Raw genomic sequence first — 16,280 nt, 5'->3', positions numbered from 1 at the left:
CTTAACTTTGAAATTGATTGTATGACTTATTAAAGGCTTCAATAATATCTGAACTTGCCTTATCAAAATCTACCTGTGATTTCAATTCACCTTTGACGATTGTACGCTGAGTTGCTTCGGCATCCGTACAAGTTACAAGGGTAACTTCAGACTTGCCAGGTGTATCATCAACTACTGCTACTTCAGTTGGTTGAACAACCTTCACCTCACTAATAACATAAGTATAGACTTTATTTTTATCCGTAAGATAAATCTTCATACCTTCCTTAGCCTTATCTAGCGGTGAAAATAGCATATCAGATGCACCGGCAATACCAAAGACGTGGTGGCTAGCTAGTGAATAGTTGTTTTCACCACCCATGACTTGATCCTCTTTCATCGTTCCTGCACCGTAAGTCAACTCTGTATTGCCTAGTCCTTTGAAAATAGGGAGATTGATACCTACCTCTGGAATAGCAATACCACCAACGACAGGAAGCTCTTGAGCATCCATCTGTGCCTGCAAGACAGACTCTGTACTAATTGATTTAACGGTATCAAAGTCAAAGCTAGTCTTAGCTTCCTTGTTTTTCTCAATAGTCTTTTTAGAAACCTTGCTCACTTGATACTTATTTGTATTCCAAGCAATCACTGTGTTTCGAATAGACTTATTGAAAATCAAGGCTAGACCAACAACTAAGAGAACAACAATCAACACCCAGCGAAGAATATCAAGCCACTTACGGCGTTTTTTTGTTACGTTATTTTTCTTATCCTTGCTCATTAGTTGTCACCACTTTCTTGATCTTCGGAAGCTTGTTCAACTTCTTCTGGCTCAACTAAAGCAAAGGTTACAATACGAGCAGAGTCATCCAAGCGCATGACCTTAACCCCTTGAGTGGCACGACCAGTTTGTGAAATATTAGCAACGGCAGTACGGATGATAACACCTGTATCGGTGATGACCATGATATCCTCATCACCAGACACTGTTACAATACCTGCTAGGTTACCATTCTTCTCTGTGATATTGGCAGTCTTGATACCTTTACCACCACGACCCTTCGTTGGGTATTCAGTAGCTGAGGTACGCTTACCGTAACCTTTTTCAGTGATAATCAAGACTTCTTGGTCTTCTGTAATGGCAGCTGCACCAACAACTTGGTCACCATCACGAAGAGTTACCCCTTTAACACCGGCAGCCATACGACTCATGCTTCGAATAGTGTCTTCTTTGAAGCGTACACTGTAACCAAATTTAGTACCAATGACAATTTCTTCATTACCAGTAGTCAAGAAGACATTGATTAGCTCGTCACCTTCTCTAAGTTTCAAGGCAATCAACCCATTTTGACGAATGTTCTTAAATTCCGTTTCTTTTGTACGTTTAACTAGACCTTGGCGAGTTACAAAGACAAGGTGATTATTTTCAGAAGCTTGATCACTCTTGGCATTAATGACTGTTTGAATAGTCTCACCTTCGTCCAACTTCAAGAGATTGACGATAGGTAAGCCTTTGGCTGTGCGACCGTATTCTGGGATTTCATACCCCTTAAGACGGTATACACGCCCCTTATTAGTCATGAAGTAAAGGTGATCATGAGTGCTTGTTGAGACAATATCACGAACAAAGTCATCATCGTTAACACCAGTACCTTGGACACCGCGACCACCACGTTTTTGTGAACGGAACTCGTCTTGGGCTAAACGTTTAATATACCCTTTATTTGAGAGAGTGACAACAACATCTTCTTCCTCGATGAGGTCCTCATCTTCAAGAGAAATAACTTCTCCGACCATAAGCTCTGTGCGGCGAGCATCTGCAAATTTACGCTTGCTTTCGTCCAATTCTTCCTTGATGATAGCAATGACTCGTTCTGGTTTTGCCAAAATATCAGCTAAATCAGCAATCAGAGCCAAGAGATCATTGTACTCATTTTGAATCTTATCACGTTCCAAACCTGTCAAACGACGCAAACGCATATCAAGAATAGCTTGACTTTGACGTTCCGTGAGTTCGAAGCGAGCCATCAACTCAGCTTGAGCCTCAGCATCAGTTTGACTGTTACGGATAATCGTAATCACTTCATCCAAATGATCAAGGGCAATCAACAAACCTTCTAAAATGTGAGCACGTGCCTCAGCCTTATCCTTGTCAAACTGTGTACGACGAACCACAACTTCTTGTTGGTGAGCAATATAGTCAGCCAAGATTTGACGCAAAGAAAGGATTTTAGGAACACCCTTTTCAATGGCCAACATGTTGAAGCTGAAGTTAGTCTGAAGTTGCGTTAATTTGAACAAATTGTTCAAGATAACATTGGCAGAAGCATCACGACGCACCTCGATGACAAAGCGTACACCTTCACGAGAAGACTCATCACGGACTGCTGTAATCCCTTCAATACGTTTTTCTTGAGCTAAACGAACGATATGTTCATGAACCTTGGTCTTATTGACCATGTAAGGAAACTCAGTGACAACAATACGCTCACGACCTGATTTAGTTGTTTCAATTTCAGTACGCGAACGAAGAACAATAGAACCCTTACCAGTTTCATATGCACGGTGAATACCAGATTTCCCCATGACCAAGCCACCAGTTGGAAAGTCTGGACCAGGAAGAACTTCCATCAGTTCACGTGTTGTGACTTCAGGATTATCCATCATCAATTTGACAGCATCAATCGTTTCAGCCAAATTGTGTGGTGGGATGTTAGTCGCCATACCAACGGCAATCCCTGTCGCACCATTGACAAGAAGGTTCGGAATACGAGACGGAAGAACGATTGGCTCACGTTCTGATCCATCATAGTTATCTTGAAAATCAACGGTATTCTTATTGAGATCACGAAGCATTTCCAAGGCGATTTTAGACATACGCGCCTCAGTATAACGCTGAGCGGCAGCCCCATCACCATCCATAGAACCAAAGTTCCCGTGACCGTCAACCAACATGTAACGGTAGCTCCACCATTGCGCCATACGAACCATGGCTTCATAGATAGATGAGTCTCCGTGTGGGTGATATTTACCCATGACATCCCCGGTAATACGGGCAGATTTTTTATGTGGCTTATCAGGTGTCACCCCAAGCTCATTCATTCCATATAGAATACGACGTTGTACAGGTTTTAAACCGTCACGAACATCTGGGAGAGCACGAGACACGATAACACTCATGGCATAATCGATAAAGCTTGTCTTCATCTCAGACGTCAAATTAACGTCAATTAAATTATTATCTTGCACTCTAAAAATGCCTCTTTTCTTTCATTCAAATCATTCCAAACTCTAATAAAAGAGTATAGAAAATTTCTATAATATTATACCATAAAACGCTTTAATTTTCAGTTGTGTAAACGCTTTCATCTATTATTTCCTTATTATTTCGTGACATCCATCACTTAAAGTGGTAGAATAAGCAGTGTACGGGGTAACCCAATTAAAAAATAAGGAGATGTTTAGACCCATGACTGCAACTAAACAACACAAAAAAGTCATCCTCGTTGGTGACGGTGCCGTAGGTTCATCTTACGCTTTCGCACTTGTAAACCAAGGTATCGCTCAAGAACTTGGTATCATCGAAATTCCACAATTGTTCGAAAAAGCTGTTGGTGATGCGCTTGACCTAAGCCACGCGCTTGCTTTCACTTCACCTAAGAAAATCTACGCAGCTAAATACGAAGACTGTGCGGATGCTGACCTTGTAGTTATCACTGCTGGTGCTCCACAAAAACCAGGTGAAACTCGTCTTGATCTTGTTGGTAAAAACCTTGCTATCAACAAATCTATCGTTACTCAAGTTGTTGAATCAGGCTTCAAAGGAATCTTCCTTGTAGCAGCTAACCCAGTTGACGTATTGACTTACTCAACATGGAAATTCTCAGGATTCCCTAAAGAACGCGTTATCGGTTCAGGTACTTCACTTGACTCAGCTCGTTTCCGTCAAGCACTTGCTGAAAAACTTGACGTTGATGCTCGTTCAGTTCACGCCTACATCATGGGTGAACACGGTGACTCAGAATTTGCCGTTTGGTCACACGCTAACATCGCCGGTGTAAACCTTGAAGAATTCCTTAAAGACACTCAAAACGTTCAAGAATCTGAATTAGTTGAATTGTTCGAAGGTGTTCGTGATGCCGCTTACACAATCATCAACAAAAAAGGTGCTACTTACTATGGTATCGCCGTTGCCCTTGCTCGTATCACTAAAGCTATTCTTGACGATGAAAATGCAGTACTTCCATTGTCTGTATTCCAAGAAGGTCAATATGGTGTAAGCAACGTCTTTATCGGTCAACCTGCTATCGTAGGTGCACACGGTATCGTACGTCCAGTTAACATCCCATTGAACGATGCTGAACAACAAAAAATGAAAGCTTCTGCTGACGAATTGCAAGCTATCATTGATGAAGCATGGAAAAACCCTGATTTCCAAGAAGCTTCAAAAAACTAATCTAACATTAGTTAAATAAAAGTCTCCAGTAGGAGGCTTTTTTCGTATTAAAAAAAGAAAAAACAGCTAATTCGACTGAATTAGCTGTTTAAAATTATTTAGCTGAGATAGCTGCTTTAGCAATATAGCTAAGCGGTTGGTTAAAGTGTGGCAAGAAGAACAAATCAAGCAATTGAAGACGGTCAATAGTTACACCTTCTTGGATAGCCAATGAGAACATATGGATTCCCATAGAGATGTCCATGCGTGATACCATTTGAGCACCAAGAACTTTGCGTGTATCTTTGTCATAGACAATCTTGATTGTAACGTCTTCATTTTCATCTTCCATGAAGGCAGCTTTTTGAAGATCTGTTGATTCTACTACTGCTGGATTGAAGCCAAAGCGTTTTGCTTTTTCTTCTGTCAAACCAGTAGATACCATGTTCAAACCATAGATTGAGATACCATTTGATCCTTGAACACCGTTTGATTCAACATCGCCACCACCGGCATTATGACCACCGACAATACCTGAACGAACAGCGTTTGAAGCCAAGGCAATGTAGTTCACATCTTCAAGAGCATTGTCATAAACGGTAGCACAGTCACCAACTGCATAAACGTCTTTGATTGATGTTTCTTGTTTCTTATTAACAAGGTAAGCGCCATTACGGAATGTGTCCAATTTACCAGCACCAAGAGCTGTGTTAGGACGGAAACCTACTGCAAGGACAACCATGTCGACATCGTAAGCATTTTTATCAGTGACGATACGTTCAACTTTAGTATCTCCTTCAACTGCCTTAACAGTTTCACCAAATGCCAATTTAATACCGTGGCTTTCCATATTTTTAGCCATAAGTTCAGTCAAATCATGGTCATAATAACCAGCCAAACATGTATCAACAACGTCGATAAGGATAACTTCTTTTCCATGACGTTGGAAAGCTTCAGCCAATTCAACACCAATGTAACCAGCACCTACAACCGCTACACGTTTGATATCTTGAGATTTGTCGTTCAACTTATCAATAACTTCTTGAGCGTTTTGGAAAAGTTTAACAAATTGAAGGTTTTCAAGTGTTGCTTCGAAAGTACGGCTACCTTCTTTGATTTCAGCACCTTCGATTGGAGGCAAGATTGGTTGTGAGCCAGTAGCCAAAATCAATTTATCATATGATTCAACATGCTCTTTACCATCGACAAGAGCTGTGACAGTTTTAGCATCAAAGTCAATTGACTCAACTGGTGAGTTCATGTAAACTTTAGCACCTTTGCTTTCAAGACCTTCTTTTGTTGCATAGAAGAGTCCGTCTGAACCAGAAATCTGATTACCGATCCAAAGAGCCATACCACAACCCAAGAATGAAATGTTAGAGTTTTGGTCGAAAACAACTACTTCATTTTGGTCTCCGTAATTATCGAGAATAGTATTAATACTAAAAGTACCAGCGTGGTTAGCACCAACAACTACGATTTTTGACATAAGTTTATCCAACTTTCTTTTGATAATAGTTTACTATTTTATTCTACCATAATCGGAAAACGGTTACACCTTTTATGCTCAGACTTTGTTACTTTTTGAACAAATTAAGTTTCTATGCTCAAAACCCAAGTAGATCATGTCAAAATAGGTAGAAAAACACTTTATGATGACGGTTACCTTTCTTAACACCATCACTGTCTTACCAAATCCTAGAAAGTTACTTTGCTTTAAAATATAAAAAAAGAGTGAGTAACTTTCTCTTTAGAGAATGTCAACACTCTTTTATCTCTATACTAACTCATTAAAATCCCAAACGTCTGTCCAACCTTCATAAAATTCTGGTTCGTGACATACCATAAGGATACTGCCCTTGAAGGCCTGAAGGGCACGCTTCAATTCATCCTTGGCGTCAACATCCAAGTGGTTGGTAGGTTCATCCAGAACAAGAACATTATTTTCACGATTCATAAGGAGACAGAAGCGAACTTTAGCCTGTTCTCCACCTGAAAGCACTTGAATTTGGCTTTCAATATGCTTAGAGGTTAATCCGCATTTGGCTAGAGCCGCACGGACCTCAGCTTGATTTAAGGCTGGGAAGGCATCCCAAACCGCTTCAAGAGGCGTCTGACGTGACCCTTCTGCTTCTTGCTCGAAGTAACCTAGGTCAATAAAGTCACCTGTTTCAACTTCTCCTTCTAGTGGTTGAATAATACCAAGCAGGCTCTTAAGCAAAGTAGTCTTACCGATACCATTGGCACCCACGATAGCTACTTTTTGATTACGTTCGAAGGTTAGATTCAAAGGAGCCTTGGTCAAAGGGCGGTCGTAACCAATAACGAGGTCTTTGGTTTGGAAAATAAAACGTCCAGGTGTACGGCTTTCCTTGAAATGGAATTCAGGTTTTGGCTTCTCAGCCTGCAATTCAATAATTTCCATCTTATCCAATTTCTTCTGACGAGACATGGCCATATTTCGCGTAGCAACACGCGCCTTGTTACGGTTAACAAAATCCTGAAGGTCTGCAATTTCTTTCTGCTGACGTTCATAGGCAGCTTCCAATTGTGCCTTTTTCATAGCATAGACAGATTGGAAATTATCATAATCACCTGCATAGCGAACCAAGTCTTGATTTTCAACATGATAGACAATGTTAATCACATCGTTTAGGAACGGAATATCATGCGAAATAAGAACAAAGGCATTTTCATACTCCTGAAGGTAACGTTTAAGCCAGGCAATGTGTTCTGCATCCAAATAGTTGGTTGGCTCGTCGAGAAGCAAGATATCTGGTTTTTCAAGTAGCAACTTGGCCAAGAGAATCTTGGTACGTTGACCACCTGAAAGGTCTGTTACATCTGTGTCCATACCAAAATCCATGACACCAAGAGCACGAGCAACCTCATCAATCTTAGCATCTAATGTATAGAAATCACGCGTTTCCAAGCGATCCTGAAGCTCTCCTACTTCTTCCATCAGAGCATCAACATCAGCACCCTCTTCAGCCATAGACATGTAAATTTCGTTGATGCGTTCTTCAGTTTTAAAAAGCTCATCAAAAGCCGTACGAAGGACATCACGAACTGTCATTCCCTTTTCAAGAACTGCATGCTGATCCAAGTAACCCGCTGTAACATACTTAGACCACTCTACCTTACCTTCATCTGGTTGCAATTTTCCAGTAACGATAGACATGAAGGTTGACTTTCCTTCACCGTTAGCACCGACAAGACCGATATGCTCACCTTTGAGCAAACGGAATGAGACATTTTCAAAAATAGCACGGTCACCAAATCCGTGACTAAGATTTTTGACTTCTAAAATAGACATAGTATATCTGGGCTAAACCTGCTTTCAGCCCTTTCCTTTCTTGACATTAACTTTACTATTTTACCATTTTTTAGTGAAAATTTGGACCTCTGCTTCTGGAAAATTAAAAAGAAAAAGCAGGACAAACCTGCTAAATCCTTAATGTTTCTGTAAAATACGTTTGAAGACAGGATACAGGAGCGGAACTGCAATGATTGTCACTACTGATGTCCCAAAGGTCCCACCAATTTTAGTAAGTGCCAATGCCATGGCAGCATTTAGTGGTATAGCCGCAACGACACTATTAATAATCGTATACTTAACAAAATTCAAAATAATTTTGGTTACTGCAGCTATCACGCCAACAATAATGATGTTCATCATTTTGTCATTTGATTTGAGTAGCTTTTCAAAAACAAGATAGAGAACAAAACAAACAATCAAAGATTCTAAAATAGTAATCCAAACCTCAGCAGCATAACCATTGAAAATATCAAATAAGCCTAGGCCCACTGTTGCGACTAGCGCACCTTTCCTAGCTCCGAAAATCAACACAGCAATCACAACCAGAGCATTTCCCAAATGGACAAATTGAGGTCCAAAAGGAATACGAATGAACTGTACACTAACAATAATTAGAGCTGCGTACAAACTCAATTCAACTAATTCACGTGTTTTATCACTTTTCATTTTTCTCCTCCAATAGGGCATTAAAACCACTAAATAAATAACCGATATGGGGCTCATAGCAGAGACCATATTTTAAAGGACGACCACTAGCTAGGGTTGAAGACAAGACCTGATCCATGAAATCTAAGGCAAGATTAGCTACTTTTAGTAAATTCAGATGATGAAAATAGCCTGATGCCAAGACAGCTGTTACAAGATCTCCACTGCCATAAAAGTGAGACTTATAGCTTTTCCTCATAAGATAAGTCGTTTTATTGGTCTCTTTATCAAAATAAGCCAAACCAATTTTGCCTTCCTCGAATGAAATACCTGTTAAGACAACCTTCCGAGGTCCAAGCTTAGTCAAATCTCGCAGAAGCTTATCAACAGTGGCCTTATCATAGGAACCTACTTCTAGATAGGGAGAATCCGTTAACAAAGAGGCTTCTGTCAGATTGGGAATGATAGCATCTGCCTGCTGACAAAAATCTTTCATAGCTTCTACATATTCCATATCAAAACCTTGATAGAGACGACCATTGTCACCCATAATAGGGTCAACAAAGAGAGCTATCCGTTTATCACGAGCCAATTGACCTACAATTTTTAGTTCTTCTCTTGACTTAAAATAACCACTTACTAAGCCATCTACTGTAAAATCCAAGTGCTCCCACTGCTTATAGAATCCCTTCAGGTCATCCGTAAGATCCCGCATATAGATATTCTCAAACTCCCCTGTATGCGAAGATAAAAGAACTGTTGGTAAAGGAAGGACTTCAGTTTGACAGGCTGACATGATAGGGAGGCTACTAGTCAAAGCAACCTTACCCACCCCAACAAGGTCATTAGCAACAATCACTGTAGCCATCTATTTTTCGTCCCAAACTTTTTTAAACTGTTTAACAAATCCGGTATGGAAATAAATATAATAGGCCAAGCCCAAACCAATTATCGCAGCAATTACATCAAAAGGAATTTTCATAATAGCAACTGCTGGTGTTCCATAGATAAAGGCTCTTCCCAAACCATAACCAACTAAATCAATAATAGCCCCGAGCAAGAGACCAAGAGCAGCCCTAGATTTACTCAATTTACCTAAACGACCACCAACGACAAGTGCAATAGCAAGAACTTGAAGGCTATGGGTCACTAGAGTTACCCACATAGGAAGAGGGTAAAAGAGAAAATCTCCGATGAAGGAACCTATACCTGCAATAATCACTGCTTCTGTAGGTGGGAAAATTAAACCAACTAGGAAAATAACAATCCCATTAAAATAGAAATGACCACCCGGTACAGGGATGGATAAGAGACTAGAACTCAAAATAATCACAAGTGCCATGAAAAAAGCAGAGAGGGTTAAACGTTTTGCTGACATACCTAAAACTCCTTGATAAATAAATATAGTCTAAGTTTATGAAAATTCTGACGATTAAACAAGATAGTATTTTAGCTACTGTCCGGGTACAGATTTTAGACAACAAAAAACACCACACAAGTATGTGGTGATAAATCTTATTGAGCTTTCTTATCAAAATATTTTACAGGTGCCTTCTCAAGATTTTGGAGTGAAAGTTTAGCAGTCGCATTCGCTTCTGTACCGTAGTCTGAGAAATCAATAACCAAATCATGATCAAAGTCTTCAACGGCATAGTCAACAACGACTTCTTTGACTTCCTTAGGTGCAATCTTGGTCTTATTAGCCATCTTATCTCGGTCATCATCCTGAGAAAAGACCATTGTAGCAACCTTTACTTCTTCCTTTTCTTGTTTCACATCAAGGACAACTTTCATCAAAAGAGTGTAGGCATTCATTGTTTCTTTACTTGAGTTGCTAAGTTTATAGTGAACGCGTACAGCTTTTTGACCTTCAGGTGATTCGATTTTATTTGCAGAAAGAACTTGTACGCTAGCATCTTGTCCCGTAAATAGCATTTTGTTTTTATCGTAGGTCCAAGTAGGTTCCTTCTCAGGTGTGCAAGCTGACAAACCGATGATTGTTAAGCAAGCAAGAGCGAGAAGTCCTAAGATTTTCTTTAAAGTCATTCTTATAATCTCCTTAAACTTGTTTGAAAGGGGAATTTAGTTTTACCTTACAACCTTCTTATTATGTCAAAATCTAATAATCTTGTCAAATTTCTCTGGGCCTATTGCTCTGACAAGGGAAGTAAGGTAAAATAAGGAAAAATCTGTAAGGGGTCAGTTATGAGTATTTATCAAGATATTGTCGAGACCATTATCAAAGATATCCAAAATGGTACTTTAAAAAAAGGGAGTAAGCTCCCCTCTATTCGTCAACTTAGCCAGACTTATGCCTGTAGTAAGGATACAGCCCAAAGAGCACTCTTGGAACTCAAGTATCAAAACTATATTTACGCCGTACCCAAAAGTGGCTATTATGTTCTCGAAGGACGCAATGAAGTCGATAATAAGGTCCTTCTTAACCTTAACGATTACAATCAATTGGCCTACGAGGATTTTAAACTTTGTTTGGATGAAAGTTTGGCGGGTCATCAGGACTACCTCTTCAACTATTATCATGAACAAGCTGGACTCAAAGATTTGCTTGAAGCCTTAAAGAGTCGATTAATTGCTGACGATATTTATGTCAATTCGGACCAGATTGTCATAACCTCAGGAAGTCAACAGGCCCTCTATATCCTTTCACAGATGGATTTTGGTAATGGTGGCCACAAAATTCTTTTAGAACAACCTACCTATCATCGCATGAACCAGCTTGTCAACCGTCAAAATCTAGTTTACGAGACGATAAACCGTGGTTTTGATGGTTTGGATTTTGACCGCTTGGAAGAGTACTTTAAATCTGGACAGATTAAGTTCTTCTATACTATCAGTCGTTACTCCAATCCTCTCGGATTAAGCTATAATTCTAGCGAAAAAGAAAAGCTAGCCCAACTTGCCAATCAGTATAATGTTTATATCGTCGAGGATGACTATATGGGAGACTTTAGTGATAGTAAAAATCTCCCTATTCACTACTATGATACTCAAAATCAGACCATCTATATCAAATCCTTCTCCATGACCCTTTTTCCAGGTTTGCGCCTAGGTAGCCTTGTTTTACCTCCTAATCTTAAGTCTACCTTTTTGAGCCACAAGGGACTTATTGACTATGATACCAATCTCATCATGCAAAAAGCACTTTCCGTTTATCTCGAAAATGGCATGTTCCAAAAAAACATTAAGAAACTTGGTGACCTCTTTCAACAAAACATGGCTAAAAGTCAAGCAATCATTGACAAATCTAAGGTTAGCATTCCTTATCAGATTTCCCCTAGACATGTGACCTGGCAACTTCCTAAGGAGTTTTCACTTGAAAAATTCAAAGCCCACAAGCAGATTCGTTTTTTAGAATCATCCTTTATTAGACCAACTTCTGAAACTTATCTGCAGATAGGTCATGGACAGGAACTGGAATCCTTTATAAAAATTTTAAAAAAGACAAAGTGACAATTAGACACAACAAAAGCCATCGCTTGATGGCTTTTGTTTATTTAGTTTGCTCAAAGCGTAGGTGTACAATTACTTTGTCACCATAACCGTTACGCTCCAAATCTCGTTGCAAACGGTATGAAATATAATGCTCAGCAATATTGATAAAGCCTGCTTCCATGAGACGATTTTCAACCAATGACTGAATCATATTAATGGTTGGGCGTTCTACCTGAGCATCTTGAAGATCAAGCACTACTTTTTTCGTAACTTGAGCAAGGTTTTGGCGCCAAGTATCGTCGAGAACATACACAGTCTGTGCTGCTTTTAAGATGGCTTGGTAAATTTTATCAGGATCAAATTCAGCAACTTGACCATTACGTTTAATAATTTGCATGGCTACCCTCTTTTCATGGCTTTTTCTTTTATTATGCAGAGAATTTACATATTTGTCAAGTGCAAATCCCTGAAAGAGCTATCCAGACTGCTTATTCCCAGAATTTAGAAATGTAAACTGGTTTGCCATGTTTATCAAAGGAAAGGGTTGCTGTGTAGGACTCTGACTCATGATGGCGCATATAATTAGCGATTCTCTTGTCACCGTTTATCAGGTGAATGTCATAAGTCTGCCCGTCAGAGCTTACAAAGTGAGCATTAATCCTAGCACTACTCGTTTTTGTCCCAACATGACTAATATCTATTTGTTCAACTTGACCATCAATGGTTTTAGCTATAGGGCCTCTATAGTCTTTGTAAATAGTGACGGTAGCCAAAACATCATCAACTAAAACATAGGTCATCCCGAAAACGAACAGATAAACTATTGGTATGACAATGAAAGATAATTTACTTTTGCGGAACGTTTCTTTATGCCAAGCCCAAATATCCTGAGGTGACATGGTTAAAAATTTTTTAAAATATTGATGAACGAGTAACCTGTAGACTAATAATACAAATATTACTTGCCCCAAGGGATAAGCAAAGCTGGGTAAACCATCAATCAGAACATTGACTTTATCAGATTCAAAAGTGTAGTGTCCCCATACACCGTCAAAAAACTCTAAAAACAAATTAACTCCTTTTTGTAACATAGTCTAGTCACTTAAAAATCCATCTTCTCAGATGGATTTTTTAACTATTAACGTACTTCTGCTTCGACTTTCTCAGTAAGAGCTTTGGTGATTTTTTCCATGTATTTGGCAACTTCTTCGTCTGTGAGGTTGTCATTTGGATTTTGGAAGGTAAGGCTATAAGCCATTGATTTCATTCCAGCACCAAGTTTTTCTCCTGCGTAAACGTCGAAGAGTTTAACGGCAACCAAGCGTTTCACTCCTGCAGAGTAGATAGCATCAAGAACTTCTTGATGAGTGATTTCTGCCTTGAGAAGAAGGGCGATATCACGTGATACTGCAGGGAATTTTGTGATTTCAACAAATGGTTGAGCCGGTTGCAAGGCTGCTTCTACAGCACTAAGGTTAATTTCAGCCACATAAGTTTCTGGAATACCGTAGTTTTTAGCAGTTTGTGGGTGAACTTGACCAAGGAATCCAATCGTTTGACCATCAAGGACAATAGCAGCTGTACGACCTGGGTGCATACTTGCTAGGTCTTTTGTCGGTACATAGTCAACTGAAACTTCAAGTTTATCAAAGAGAGCTTCAACGATACCTTTGGCATAGAAGAAATCAACAGGCGTTGCTTGGGTTTGGAAATCTTTTTCAGCTACAAGACCAGAAATAGCGAAGGCAAAGGTATTGATTTCATTTGGCAATTCCTCTTTTGGATTACCATTTTGTTCAAAGACCTTACCGATTTCATAAATAGCAACGTTACTATTCTTACGGTTAACATTGTAAGCAACCGTATCAAGCATGCCAGAAACCATGTTCTGACGGAGGGCTGAACGGTCGACAGTCATTGGCCACATCAACTCAGTCAAGTTAGTAGGTGTCACAGCAAATTCAACAGCTTTTTCAGGTGTTGTCAAAGCATATGAGATGATTTCAGTCAATCCAGCACCTTCAGCAATGGTACGAACCTTACGGCGAAGTGCTTGTGTTTCAGTCAATTCACCGGCTGTTCCTGCTGCTTCTGGAAGTGTCGTAGGCAATTTTTCATAGCCGTAGATACGTGCAATTTCCTCAACCAAGTCTGCTTGGATGCTGATATCCCAACGACGACGTGGTACAGATACTGTGAATTTATCAGCATCACCAGTCAATCCAAAACCAAGTTTTGCAAACACATCTTCAATATCCGCAAAAGTCAATTCTGTACCAAGGCGAACATTCACGTAGTCAAGGCTTGTAGAAACTTGAACTGGCTCTGTATCAACTGACCCCGCTTGAACACGGCCTGCAAGAACCGTTCCATTTGCCAATTCTTGCAACATAGCTGCAGCAAAATCAAGGGCTTCAAGGACAGTATCATTATTGATACCTTTTTCAAAACGTGATGATGATTCTGAACGAAGGTTGAGACGGCTACTTGTCTTACGAACTGATTTTCCATCAAAAACAGCAGCTTCGAGAACGACATTTTTAGAATTGTTGTCAATTTCAGTTGAAGCGCCACCCATAACACCTGCGAGGGCAACTGGTTTGTCAGCAACTGTAATAACAATATCTTCAGCAGTCAATTCACGTTCTTCACCATCGAGAGTGACTAATTTTTCACCATCACGGGCATCACGGGCAACGATACGTGAATCTTCAAATTTATCCAAATCGAAGGCATGCATTGGTTGTCCAAAGTAAAGAAGAACATAGTTTGTCACGTCAACCACGTTGTTGATTGGACGGATACCAGCATTCATAAGAAGGTTTTGCAACCATTGTGGACTTGGTTGAACAGTAACATTCTCAACCACACGACTAGCATAAGTAGCCACTTTATCACTTTCGATGGCTACTGAAATCTTATCAGAAGCTGGTTTACTGTCTTCAGTAACCGTTTTTTCTGGGAAGTGAACAGATTTTCCATAGAATGCAGCGACTTCATGTGCCACACCACGCATAGAAAGAGCATCCGCACGGTTAGGTGTGATTGACAATTCGATGATTTCATCATCAAGGTCAAGATATGGGAAGATGCTATCTCCAGGTACGGCATCTTCTGGCAAAATTTGGATACCATCTGCAAATTCCTTAGGAATAATGCTATCTGGAAGTCCAAGTTCTGCCAAAGAACAGATCATACCGAGAGATTCCATGCCTCGAATCTTCCCTTTTTTAATTTTGTAATTGTCCGCAATGCGTGCACCAGGAATGGCAACAATTACCTTGATTCCAGCAGTGACATTTGGAGCTCCACAAACAATTTGACGTGGACCTTCAGCATCTCCTGTATCTACTTGACACAAGTGCAAGTGTGTTTCAGGCACATCTTCACATGACAAGACATGACCAACAACCAATTTAGACAAGCCTTCAGCAGGTGTTTCAACACCCTCCACTTCAATACCTGTCGTCGACATTTTTTCAGCGAGTTCAGCAGTGGTAACATCCACATCAACCAACTCTTTTAACCATTTATAACTAACTAGCATAATAATGATACCAAGCCCGTTAATAGCTCTCAGCAAAAATAGGAAAGGCAACGTTGGTGCATCAGCACCTAGGAGCCTTTATCTTTTTTGCCCAGAGCTTAGGGCGGGTTCAAATCCTTTCTGTATGATTAGGTACAAAACATTCAGATTCAAAAACAACTAATCTCGAACTTTGAGGTCGTATTCAAATCCTTTCTGTAAAATTATCAGTTCAACTGATAAATGAGAGAAGAATTTAAACCTCTACTTAGGGCGGGTTCAAATCCTTTCTGTAATATAGGAATATGTATAGCTGATATAAGAGAAAGACGAACTGACACGTTTAATCGCCTTATAAACTCCTCTCTATCAACTTAATAATCGGTTTATAGTTTTAATTTAAGCAACCAGTCACAGTCTACTTTACCGTCACCGACCGGAAAATTGTGTTCTGCAAATTTTTCAAAGCCATATTTATCGTAAAATATCTGTGCTTTGAAATTTCTTTCCCAAACACCCAACCAGGCCCAATCACAACCTAGATCACGGGCTTCCTGCAACGCAAATTCAAAGAGTTGCTTACCCAAACCCATGCCTTGGAAGGCCTGACTGATATAAATTCGTTGAATTTGAAAGGCATTGTCCAAATGCTGCTCTGTTTGAGCAGAACCAACATTGGTCTTTAGAAAACCTGCCTTTTCACCATCAACGAGAATGAAAAAGTATCGCGATTCTTCATGAGTGATTTCATCTAAGAGAACTTCCTCAGAAAGTGCGGTATCAAAGTAACCTTGCAACTGGTCTTCGGTATTATCATGAGCAAAAGTCTCTCTAAAGGTATCTTCGGAGAGAACTTTTAATTCTGCTACTTCTTCCGGAAGAACCTTACGAATAACGACTGACATGACAACCTCCTAAAC

General features: G+C 39.8%; 14 protein-coding genes. 2 read left to right on the top strand and 12 right to left on the bottom strand.

Annotation, left to right across the window (positions count from 1 at the left end; all coding sequences use genetic code 11):
* Position 1: 1 nt before the first annotated feature.
* Together H7T93_RS07915 and gyrA are read right to left on the bottom strand one after the other, a co-directional pair.
* A complete protein-coding gene (locus tag H7T93_RS07915) occupies positions 2 to 763 on the bottom strand; it encodes a class A sortase (RefSeq protein ID WP_037600766.1) in 762 nt (253 codons plus the stop codon).
* Complete coding sequence (gyrA, locus tag H7T93_RS07910) at positions 763 to 3,231, bottom strand: DNA gyrase subunit A (RefSeq protein WP_048790444.1); 2,469 nt, start codon at positions 3,229 to 3,231, stop codon at positions 763 to 765. The genes H7T93_RS07915 and gyrA overlap by 1 nt, the downstream gene beginning before the upstream one ends.
* Before the next feature lie 220 nt (positions 3,232 to 3,451).
* On the opposite strand from gyrA, the gene H7T93_RS07905 reads away from it, so the two are divergent.
* Positions 3,452 to 4,438, top strand: coding sequence for an L-lactate dehydrogenase (locus H7T93_RS07905; protein WP_022496720.1), 987 nt, complete (start codon positions 3,452 to 3,454; stop codon positions 4,436 to 4,438).
* Between the two features lie 94 nt (positions 4,439 to 4,532).
* On the opposite strand, the gene nox is transcribed toward H7T93_RS07905, so the two are convergent.
* From nox to H7T93_RS07875, 6 genes are all read right to left on the bottom strand, one after another.
* Positions 4,533 to 5,906 (bottom strand): H2O-forming NADH oxidase, encoded by a 1,374-nt coding sequence (gene nox / locus H7T93_RS07900; RefSeq protein WP_070577314.1) that lies wholly within the window; start codon positions 5,904 to 5,906, stop codon positions 4,533 to 4,535.
* Positions 5,907 to 6,194: 288 nt separating this feature from the next.
* A complete protein-coding gene (locus H7T93_RS07895; protein WP_004182134.1) occupies positions 6,195 to 7,733 on the bottom strand; it encodes an ABC-F family ATP-binding cassette domain-containing protein in 1,539 nt (512 codons plus the stop codon).
* Positions 7,734 to 7,871: 138 nt separating this feature from the next.
* Entirely contained in the window at positions 7,872 to 8,402 is a 531-nt protein-coding gene (locus tag H7T93_RS07890) for an ECF transporter S component (RefSeq protein ID WP_070577315.1), read from the bottom strand.
* On the bottom strand, positions 8,392 to 9,249 hold the full coding sequence (locus H7T93_RS07885; RefSeq protein ID WP_070577316.1) for a pyridoxamine kinase: 858 nt from the start codon (positions 9,247 to 9,249) through the stop codon (positions 8,392 to 8,394). The genes H7T93_RS07890 and H7T93_RS07885 overlap by 11 nt, the downstream gene beginning before the upstream one ends.
* Positions 9,250 to 9,759 (bottom strand): ECF transporter S component, encoded by a 510-nt coding sequence (locus H7T93_RS07880; protein WP_004182063.1) that lies wholly within the window; start codon positions 9,757 to 9,759, stop codon positions 9,250 to 9,252. It abuts the gene before it with no gap.
* A gap of 137 nt (positions 9,760 to 9,896) precedes the next feature.
* A complete protein-coding gene (locus tag H7T93_RS07875) occupies positions 9,897 to 10,427 on the bottom strand; it encodes a DUF5067 domain-containing protein (protein ID WP_022496466.1) in 531 nt (176 codons plus the stop codon).
* Positions 10,428 to 10,586: 159 nt separating this feature from the next.
* Between H7T93_RS07875 and H7T93_RS07870 the strand changes: the two genes are divergently transcribed.
* The gene (locus H7T93_RS07870; protein ID WP_048790448.1) at positions 10,587 to 11,852 is read left to right on the top strand and encodes a PLP-dependent aminotransferase family protein; all 1,266 of its coding nucleotides are present in this window, start codon (positions 10,587 to 10,589) and stop codon (positions 11,850 to 11,852) included.
* 40 nt (positions 11,853 to 11,892) lie between these two features.
* On the opposite strand, the gene H7T93_RS07865 is transcribed toward H7T93_RS07870, so the two are convergent.
* The 4 genes from H7T93_RS07865 to H7T93_RS07850 all read right to left on the bottom strand — a co-directional run bounded on the left by H7T93_RS07865 (position 11,893) and on the right by H7T93_RS07850 (position 16,265).
* Positions 11,893 to 12,231 carry an ATP cone domain-containing protein gene (locus tag H7T93_RS07865; RefSeq protein ID WP_002891184.1) on the bottom strand — a complete coding sequence of 113 codons (339 nt, stop codon included), beginning with the start codon at positions 12,229 to 12,231 and terminating at the stop codon, positions 11,893 to 11,895.
* A gap of 91 nt (positions 12,232 to 12,322) precedes the next feature.
* Positions 12,323 to 12,904: a hypothetical protein gene (locus H7T93_RS07860; RefSeq protein ID WP_048790449.1), complete on the bottom strand. Its 582-nt coding sequence runs from the start codon at positions 12,902 to 12,904 to the stop codon at positions 12,323 to 12,325.
* A 68-nt stretch (positions 12,905 to 12,972) separates the two neighbouring features.
* Positions 12,973 to 15,381, bottom strand: coding sequence for a phenylalanine--tRNA ligase subunit beta (gene pheT, locus H7T93_RS07855; protein WP_201041751.1), 2,409 nt, complete (start codon positions 15,379 to 15,381; stop codon positions 12,973 to 12,975).
* 365 nt (positions 15,382 to 15,746) lie between these two features.
* On the bottom strand, positions 15,747 to 16,265 hold the full coding sequence (locus tag H7T93_RS07850; protein ID WP_048790451.1) for a GNAT family N-acetyltransferase: 519 nt from the start codon (positions 16,263 to 16,265) through the stop codon (positions 15,747 to 15,749).
* Positions 16,266 to 16,280 lie beyond the last annotated feature (15 nt).

This window comes from Streptococcus sp. 9.1 (genome assembly GCF_016648815.1).
Taxonomy (GTDB): Bacteria; Bacillota; Bacilli; order Lactobacillales; family Streptococcaceae; genus Streptococcus; species Streptococcus salivarius_E.
Note: the sequence above shows the minus strand (reverse complement) of the source record. Positions and strands in the feature narration are given on the sequence as shown.

Excerpts from the sequence above, each read along its gene's own strand:
- H7T93_RS07915 (WP_037600766.1), bottom strand. The coding sequence starts at position 763 with ATGAGCAAGGATAAGAAAAATAACGTAACAAAAAAACGCCGTAAGTGG.
- H7T93_RS07905 (WP_022496720.1), top strand. The coding sequence starts at position 3,452 with ATGACTGCAACTAAACAACACAAAAAAGTCATCCTCGTTGGTGACGGT.
- nox (WP_070577314.1), bottom strand. The coding sequence starts at position 5,906 with ATGTCAAAAATCGTAGTTGTTGGTGCTAACCACGCTGGTACTTTTAGT.
- H7T93_RS07895 (WP_004182134.1), bottom strand. The coding sequence starts at position 7,733 with ATGTCTATTTTAGAAGTCAAAAATCTTAGTCACGGATTTGGTGACCGT.
- H7T93_RS07890 (WP_070577315.1), bottom strand. The coding sequence starts at position 8,402 with ATGAAAAGTGATAAAACACGTGAATTAGTTGAATTGAGTTTGTACGCA.
- H7T93_RS07885 (WP_070577316.1), bottom strand. The coding sequence starts at position 9,249 with ATGGCTACAGTGATTGTTGCTAATGACCTTGTTGGGGTGGGTAAGGTT.
- H7T93_RS07880 (WP_004182063.1), bottom strand. The coding sequence starts at position 9,759 with ATGTCAGCAAAACGTTTAACCCTCTCTGCTTTTTTCATGGCACTTGTG.
- H7T93_RS07875 (WP_022496466.1), bottom strand. The coding sequence starts at position 10,427 with ATGACTTTAAAGAAAATCTTAGGACTTCTCGCTCTTGCTTGCTTAACA.
- H7T93_RS07870 (WP_048790448.1), top strand. The coding sequence starts at position 10,587 with ATGAGTATTTATCAAGATATTGTCGAGACCATTATCAAAGATATCCAA.
- H7T93_RS07865 (WP_002891184.1), bottom strand. The coding sequence starts at position 12,231 with ATGCAAATTATTAAACGTAATGGTCAAGTTGCTGAATTTGATCCTGAT.
- pheT (WP_201041751.1), bottom strand. The coding sequence starts at position 15,381 with ATGCTAGTTAGTTATAAATGGTTAAAAGAGTTGGTTGATGTGGATGTT.
- H7T93_RS07850 (WP_048790451.1), bottom strand. The coding sequence starts at position 16,265 with ATGTCAGTCGTTATTCGTAAGGTTCTTCCGGAAGAAGTAGCAGAATTA.